Source organism: Streptomyces sp. NPDC002446 (assembly GCF_053595675.1).
In genome coordinates this window covers 35,553-42,874 of sequence record NZ_JBSFYC010000067.1, presented here as the reverse complement: position 1 = coordinate 42,874, position 7,322 = coordinate 35,553, and the positions used below count along the sequence as shown (strand labels likewise).

Sequence of the window (7,322 nt, the reverse complement as noted above, 5' to 3'; positions counted from 1 at the left end):
CGGCGGAGGCTGGGCCCGCCCGCGGCATACGAGCCGCCGGGCCTGGTCGGGTGCGTGGGCCGCCGGGGCGAGACCCGGGCCTGGTCAGGCCCGCGAGTCGCCGGGCTGCCTGTGAGCCGTCGGCCTACGGCACCTGTCTAAGCCCGTGAGTCTGTCCAAGCCCATGAGCCGCCAGGCGGAGGCCGGGCCTGGTCGGGCCCGCGAGCCGCCACGCCTTGCCAGTCCTGCCCGCGACCCGCCGGGCCTGCACGGGTTCATGGTCACCGGGGTGAGGCCGAACCTCCTCGGGTCCGCGAGTTGCTTGCCCCTGCCCGCGACCCGCCGGACCGAGGCGTCTGCCCGGCGTACGTGCTGCTCGGGTCCGTGAGTCGACGGGCTGCCCGCGACCCGCCAGGCCGAGTGTGAGCCCTACTCGCCGGAAGACGGCCGAGCCGTCATCACCCTCAGCCCCCGGTCCGCGAACTCACGACGGATTGCCTCCTTTGCGCCGCCGTCCGTGATGAACGTGTCGAAGACGTCCGCATCGCCGACCCGGGCGAAGCAGCGCTCGCCGATCTTCGACGAGTCCGCGACGACCACGGCACGCCGAGCACGTTCGGCCATGAGCCGGTTGACCCGGGCCTCCGCCTCATCGTGGACCGTGGCGCCCATCATCGGGTCCATTCCATTCGCCCCGATGAACGCGATATCGATCGAGATCTGTTGCAGCACCAATTCACTGAACGGACCGACCAGTTCAAACGACCGCGAGTGTGCCACCCCGCCCGTGAGCACGATCTTGATCTGCGGCCGCACGGCCAGCTCATTGGCAATGTTGAGGGAATTGGTGACGATGGTCAGGTGCGGTTGCGGTCCTGCCTCCGCGAAGTCCGGACGCGTGGCCAGCACCCGGGCGATCGCCGTGGTCGTCGTGCCACCGCTCAGCCCGACCACATCCCCCCGCTCGACCAGCTTCGCCGCGGCCTTCGCCACTGCCTCCTTCTCCTCCGACCGGTGCGCATGCTTGTAGCGGATCGGCAGGTCGTACGCCACCGAGCTGAGCACCGCCCCGCCCCGGGTGCGGGTCAGCAGCTGCTGCTCGGCGAGGGCGTCCATGTCGCGCCGCATCGTGGCGGCCGAGACCTCCAGAGCGGTCGCCGCCTCCTCGACATCTACCCGACCGCGGTCCCCGAGCAGCTCAAGCAGTGCGTTCATCCGTTCATGGCGCTTCATGGCGCGAGCCTAATTCGTTTCCTGTGACCACGGTGACGCCCGCTAGGGGCCCTGGTGATCCACCACCTTGCTTCCTTTCTGCTCGTTCTTGCAGACGTGGGAACGGCTGTCTCAAGCGGGGGGGGGCCTGCGGCGGTCCGAGCTTGTTGTTGCCTCACCCCCGAGCTGGTGCCTGGGCCGCGAACTGAACGGGAACCGTCGCCGGAGCGCCCAGGACGTCCAGCAGCCTCGCGGCTTCCTCGGCCACTGCCTCGCGGGCCGGCTTGACGTACTTCCGGGAGTCGATGAGTGACGGGTCGGCGCCCAGTGACTGCCGTATTGAGTGGGTGAAGACGGAGACCAGATGAGTGGAGATGTTGATCTTTGTCATCCCGGCGGCGATGGCGCGGCGCAGCTCCTCGTCCGGCACCCCGGAGGAGCCATGAAGTACCAGCGGCACCGGCAGGGTGGCGTGCAGCGTCGTGATGAGTTCCTTGTCGAGTACGGCCGTACGCTCGTGCATCGCATGTGACGAACCGACGGCCACGGCGAGGGCGTCCACACCGGTCGCACGGACAAAGGCCAGAGCCTCATCGGGGTTTGTACGTGCCCCTGGTGCGTGCACGCCGTCCTTGCCGCCGACCTCGCCGAGCTCAGCCTCGACATAGGCACCCCGGTCGTGGCACCAGGCGGTGAGCTCGGCGGTGGTGGCGACGTTCTCCTCGTACGGGAGCGCGGAAGCGTCCACCATGACCGACCCCACTCCGGCTCCGATGCCTTGGTGGACAAGTTCCGCATCGGTGATGTGGTCGAGGTGTACCGCGATGCGGGCGGTGGAGTCCTCGGCGAGAGCGAGGGTGGCGCGGGTGATGGGCAGCAGGCTGCCGTGGTAGCGGATGCAGTTCTCGCTGATCTGCAGGATCAGCGGGGTCCCGGTGCGTTCGGCGGCGGTGACCAGTGCCTCGGCGGTTTCCAGATGGATGACGTTGAATGCCGCGGCGCCGACTCGGGCCTCGCGTGCGGCGTCGACGATGGATGAGGTGGGAACGAGTGGCACGGGAATCTGACTCCCTTGCGGGCGAGGCGGGTTGAAGGGGTTGAAGTGGTTGAAGCGTGGGGTGAGGTGCGGAGGTCAGCGGAGAGCGCGGAGGTAGTCGCTATGAGGCGGCGGCCGAGGGCTCGAGCATCACCGAACGGGTCAGGCTGCGTGGGTTGTCCGGGTCCAGGCCGCGGGCGCGGGCCCGCTCCAGCGCGACCCGTTGGACCAGCACCAGATCGGCCAGCGGATCGCGCGCGTGGCAAACGAAACGCGCTCCGGTCCGCACCACATCGGCCTCCAGTCCTTCCGGAGCCCTGCCGAACAGCCAGGTCACCCGGCCGGGTGCGGCTATCGCGATCGGACCGTGGCGGTACTCCATCGCGGGATAGGACTCCGTCCAACTCTGCGATGCCTCCCGCATCTTGAGCGCCGCCTCGTTGGCCAGGCCGAAGGTCCAGCCGGTACCGAGGAAGGAGAACTGCTCGGCGTCCACCCATTCCTTGTCCAGCGGCGCGGCCAACGCCTCCCGCGCGTCGCTCACCGCCTGCGAAACGTCCTCGCCCAGGTGCGCGCGCAGCAGCGTGAGAGCTGTTGTCGCGAAACGGGTCTGCACCACGGACTTCTCGTCGGCGAAGGGCAGCGCGACCGTCTTGTCGGAGGTCGCCACCGCGGGAGTCTCGGGGTCGCCGATGATCGTCACCGTCGGGATGCGCCCCTTGACCGCATCGAGCACGCGCAGCACCTCGGTCGTGGTGCCCGAGCGGGTGATGGCCACCACAGCGTCGTAGCCGCGGTCGCTGCCGAGGAACGCTTCGGATGCGGCGAAGGGATCCGTCACGCCCAGTCCCGCGCCCTCGCGCAGCGCCGCATACGACTGCGCCATGAACCATGAGGTGCCGCACCCGATCACGGCGACCCGCTGTCCTGCCGTGGGCAGTGTGTCGACGGCCGCGCCGATCCGCGCTGCCTCCTGCCAGGTCTCCGGCTGACTCAGCAGCTCCTGCTCCATGTATGAGGTCTCACTCATGACCCACCCTCCCGTGACGCATGAACCGGTTCCGAACCGAGATGCTGTCGTGTTGCGAGAAACTGCAACTTTTGGCTTCGTTACAATCGACTGTACGCAGACTCTCGCTCGCAATCCATCCCTCGTACGGGTGGATGCGCCATAGGGGGTGACGGTTGGATCTGTGCTGGCGGGGCGGGGTGAGGGCTGATCGAAGCCCGTTTGCGGGCCTCTGGGTGCGGCCGAGTGTGGCGGACGCGGAGGTAAGGGCCAGGGAAAGGGAGGGGTGGGGATGTGCTGTTGACAGGTGCGTGAAAGAGGCGGGATATTCGCAAGATCACGCACACAAGTCCACCACACTGTCAGCAGTCCCGCAGTCCCGCAGTCCCGCAGTCCCGCAGTCCCGCAGCACTCATGCGCCTTACGGACATCGGTCAGCCAGGCGCCCGCCGCTCCGCCGCACAAAGGACTTCCCATGTCCATTGCCACGCACTCCGCGACGCCCCCGCCCCCGCCGCCGTCACCCCGGACCGCAGGCCGTACCGGCAGGCTGTTCGCGCTCACCGGCGCCGTCGTCGGTGTCATCTATGGCTACGACACCGGCAGCATCTCCGGTGCCCTGGTGTTCCTGAGCAAGGATTTCCACCTCACCGAGGCCGAGAAAGGCCTGGTCAACAGCATCCTGGTGTGCGGCTCCATCGTGGGCGCGCTGATCGGCGGCAAGCTCGCGGACGCCCTGGGCCGTAAGGCCGCCATGCTGATCGTCGCCGGCTCCTACGCCGTGTTCGTCGCACTCTCCGCCCTCGCGCCCAACGTCGTCGTACTGGACGCCGTCCGGTTCCTGCTCGGCATCGCCATCGGCATCTCGATCGTCGCGGCTCCGCTGTATGTCGCCGAATCGACCCCGGCACGGATCCGGGGCGCCTCCGTAGCCGCCTATCAAGTGGCCACGGTCGCCGGCATCGTCATCACGTACTTCGTCAACTGGGGCCTGTCCGATGGAGGCCACTGGCGCTGGATGCTCGGCCTCTCCGCGCTTCCGGCGGCGCTCGTCCTGATCCCGCTGCTCCGGTTGCCGGACACCCCGCGCTGGTATGTGCTCAAGGGGCGTACGGATCGAGCCGTCGAGGTCATGGCGATGACCGACCCGGACGTCGATCCGCGCGCCGAGGTAGCCGCCGTGAGTGCCGCACTCGCCGAGGAGAGCGGCGGATCGGCGCGCTCCCTGTTGCGCAGGCCGTACGCCCGCGCCGCCTTCTTCGTCGTCGGCCTCGGCTTCTTCTGCCAGATCACCGGCATCAACGCGGTGACCTACTACAGCCCGCAGATCTTCGAGGAGATGGGCTTCACGGGCGACGGCCAGAACTTCCTGCTGCCGTCCTTCGTCCAGCTCGCCTCGCTGGCCGCGACGGTTCTCGCGATCCTCGTCGTCGACCGGCTCGGCCGCCGGCTGGTGCTGCTCTGCGGCATCGGCACGATGGTGATGATGCTCGCCGTCCTGACCGCGGTGTTCGGCGCCGGGGATCTGCGCGGTGCCACGACCTGGATCGGCTTCGGTGCCATCCTCCTGTTCACCGCGGCCTTCAATTTCGGCTTCGGATCACTGATCTGGGTCTATGCCAGCGAGGCGTTCCCCGCCCAGCTGCGCTCCACCGGGGCGTCGGTGATGCTCACCGCCGACTTGGTCGCCAACCTCCTGATCGCCCAGTTCTTCCCGTCCGTGATGGCCTGGGCCGGTGCGGCACTCACCTTCGCGGGCCTCGGTGCCCTCGCCCTCGCCGCCCTGCTCTTCGCCTCCGTCACGGCGCCCGAGACCAAGGGGCGTCAGCTGGAGGAGATCAGGGACTACTGGCAAAACGGGGGCCGCTGGCCCGAGCCGCCCGAGCCCGGCACCGCAGACCTCGTCCCGCTCGGGACGTCACCGGCGTCGACGACTACCTCTTCATAGACTCGGCCCGTGGGTGTTTCCTGAGCTGACGGACAGCGAACGAGAAGCCCGCCCGGCGGCGGAGAGGCAGCTAACGGGGGGTGTCCGTACCTCGTGTCCGCACCTCGACCCCTGCCTCTGATGCCCGCTCGGGCATCGACCGTCGGATTGAGCGGCTACGGCAGCTGCTCCCGGTACGCCTCCAGGGCAGGTGCGGTCGACGTCGCCACGAACTCGGTGATCCGGTACTCGCACACCCCGGCAAGGGTGAACGGGTCCTCGGCCACGATCCGCTCCACGGTCGCCCGGTCCACTCCGGCGGCGAGGATCACGCCCCCGTTACGCGGGACCTTGCGGCCGGCCGCGATGAAATGCCCAGCGGCGTACTCCTTCTGCAGCCACTCCACATGTTCTTCAAGGGCGGCGTCGACGCGTTCGATGGGCGCGGTGTAGGTCAGTTCCAGTACGAACATGGCTGCAATATATGCAATGGGGGTGGCACCGGGGCGGGTCAGGATATGGGCAGGTCGGGGCGGCGTCGGCCGTGCTGCGTGGCGCGCTCGTAGGCATGGCCGGCCTGGAGGACCGTGAGGTCGGCGCGCGGCGCGCCGACGAACTGCAGGCCCACGGGCAGGCCGCCCGGCGTGAACCCCGCGGGGACCGAGAGGGCGGGCACACCGAGGAGGGAGATCAGGTAGGCGGACCGCATCCAGTCCAGATACGTGTGCGTGGGCCGGCCCGCGACCTCCCGCGGGTACTCCAGCTCCGCATCGAACGGCGTGACCTGGCTGACCGGGGCCAGGAGAAGGTCGTACCGGGAGAAGAAGTCCAGCGCGTCGAGGTGCAGTCGACTACGGGTCGCGGTGGCGGCGTTGAGGTCGGCTGCGGTCAGTCGGCGGCCCTGCTCGATGTTCCAGACGAGGCTCGGCTTGAGGGCTTGCCGATCGGAGTCGAGGAGGTCGCCGAGCGCCAGATCGAAGCTGTGCGCCCGCAGTGTCCGGAAGGCCTCATCGGCTCCGGTCAGGTCCGGGCAGGCGGAGTCGACCTGGCAGCCGAGCTCCTCCAGGACGCTCACCGCGGGCTCCAGTACGGCGAGGACGTCCGGGTCGGCCGGTGCGCATCCGCCCAGGTCGGGGGTCCATGCGACACGCAGTCCGCGCAGGTCGCGGTCGAGCGGTACCCGGAAGGCGTCGCCGGGAGTCTCCAGGCTGATGGGGCAGCGGGGATCCGGGCCGGCCATCGCCGACAGCAGCAGCGCGGTGTCCGCGACGGTCCGCCCCATGGGGCCGGGGACCGTAAGGGTGTCCCAGAGGTTGACACCCGGGTGGGGCGGGACGCGGCCCGGTGTCGGCCGCAGTCCGACCACGTTGCAGAAGGAGGCGGGGTTGCGCAGCGATCCGCCCATGTCACTGCCGTCGGCGAGGGGCTGCAGCCCGGCCGCGAGCGCCGCGGCGGCGCCTCCACTGCTGCCGCCCGCCGAGCGCGTGGTGTCGTACGGATTGCGGGTGGTGCCGAAGACCCGGTTGAACGTATGCGAACCGGCGGCGAATTCGGGGACGTTGGTCTTGCCGAGGCGGATGGCGCCGGCCCGTTGCAGCCGGTCGACCAGCAGGTCGTCCTCGTCGGGGATGTGCTCGGCGAAGAGCGGTGAGCCGAAGGTGGTGCGCATGCCGCGCGTGAGGTGGGTGTCCTTGAACGCGATCGGCAGGCCGTGCAGCGGCGGCACGGCGTCCCCTCGGGCGAGCCGTTCGTCGGCCTGCGCGGCAGCGGCGAGCGCGCCCTCGGGGTCGAGGGTGACGATGGCGTTGAGGGTGGGATTGACCTCGGCGATGCGGTCCAGATGGGCCTGCACGACCTCCCGGGCGGAGATGTCGCGACGGCGTAACCGGGCGGCGAGGTCGGTGGCATCGAGCTGGTGGAGAGCGTCGGACATGAGGGCCTCTGGTGGTCTCAGGGGGCTGGTGGTCTGTGGTCGGTGGTCTCCGGGGCAAGGGGATGGGCGGGGTGGCCGTACAGGAGTGTTCGGGTCAGTCAGCGTCGTCGGATCGGCCGGCGCGGATTCAGCCGGTTCGCATGCGGCTTGGTTGAGCGTCTGCCGGGTTCGATTCGGCCGGAGCAACGTCGGCGGGGTCCACGCTCCTCACCGTACCGACCGCCAC

Annotated in this window: 6 protein-coding genes; 1 reads left to right on the top strand and 5 read right to left on the bottom strand. The window is 69.3% G+C overall.

Going from position 1 to position 7,322, the window contains the following annotated elements; all coding sequences use genetic code 11:
• Nucleotides 1–408: 408 nt before the first annotated feature.
• The 3 genes from ACWD6P_RS29425 to ACWD6P_RS29415 all read right to left on the bottom strand — a co-directional run bounded on the left by ACWD6P_RS29425 (nucleotide 409) and on the right by ACWD6P_RS29415 (nucleotide 3,257).
• On the bottom strand, nucleotides 409–1,212 hold the full coding sequence (locus tag ACWD6P_RS29425) for a DeoR/GlpR family DNA-binding transcription regulator (RefSeq protein WP_451447205.1): 804 nt from the start codon (nucleotides 1,210–1,212) through the stop codon (nucleotides 409–411).
• Between the two features lie 154 nt (nucleotides 1,213–1,366).
• Nucleotides 1,367–2,248, bottom strand: coding sequence for a class II fructose-bisphosphate aldolase (locus ACWD6P_RS29420; protein WP_451447204.1), 882 nt, complete (start codon nucleotides 2,246–2,248; stop codon nucleotides 1,367–1,369).
• 100 nt (nucleotides 2,249–2,348) lie between these two features.
• Nucleotides 2,349–3,257 carry an SIS domain-containing protein gene (locus ACWD6P_RS29415; protein WP_451447203.1) on the bottom strand — a complete coding sequence of 303 codons (909 nt, stop codon included), beginning with the start codon at nucleotides 3,255–3,257 and terminating at the stop codon, nucleotides 2,349–2,351.
• A 454-nt stretch (nucleotides 3,258–3,711) separates the two neighbouring features.
• On the opposite strand from ACWD6P_RS29415, the gene ACWD6P_RS29410 reads away from it, so the two are divergent.
• Nucleotides 3,712–5,184 (top strand): sugar porter family MFS transporter, encoded by a 1,473-nt coding sequence (locus ACWD6P_RS29410; RefSeq protein WP_451447202.1) that lies wholly within the window; start codon nucleotides 3,712–3,714, stop codon nucleotides 5,182–5,184.
• Between the two features lie 155 nt (nucleotides 5,185–5,339).
• Here ACWD6P_RS29410 and ACWD6P_RS29405 read toward each other — a convergent pair whose 3' ends face one another.
• Complete coding sequence (locus ACWD6P_RS29405) at nucleotides 5,340–5,636, bottom strand: YciI family protein (RefSeq protein ID WP_451447201.1); 297 nt, start codon at nucleotides 5,634–5,636, stop codon at nucleotides 5,340–5,342.
• Nucleotides 5,637–5,674: 38 nt separating this feature from the next.
• Nucleotides 5,675–7,096, bottom strand: a complete 1,422-nt coding sequence (locus ACWD6P_RS29400) for an amidase (RefSeq protein WP_451447200.1) — start codon at nucleotides 7,094–7,096, stop codon at nucleotides 5,675–5,677.
• Nucleotides 7,097–7,322 lie beyond the last annotated feature (226 nt).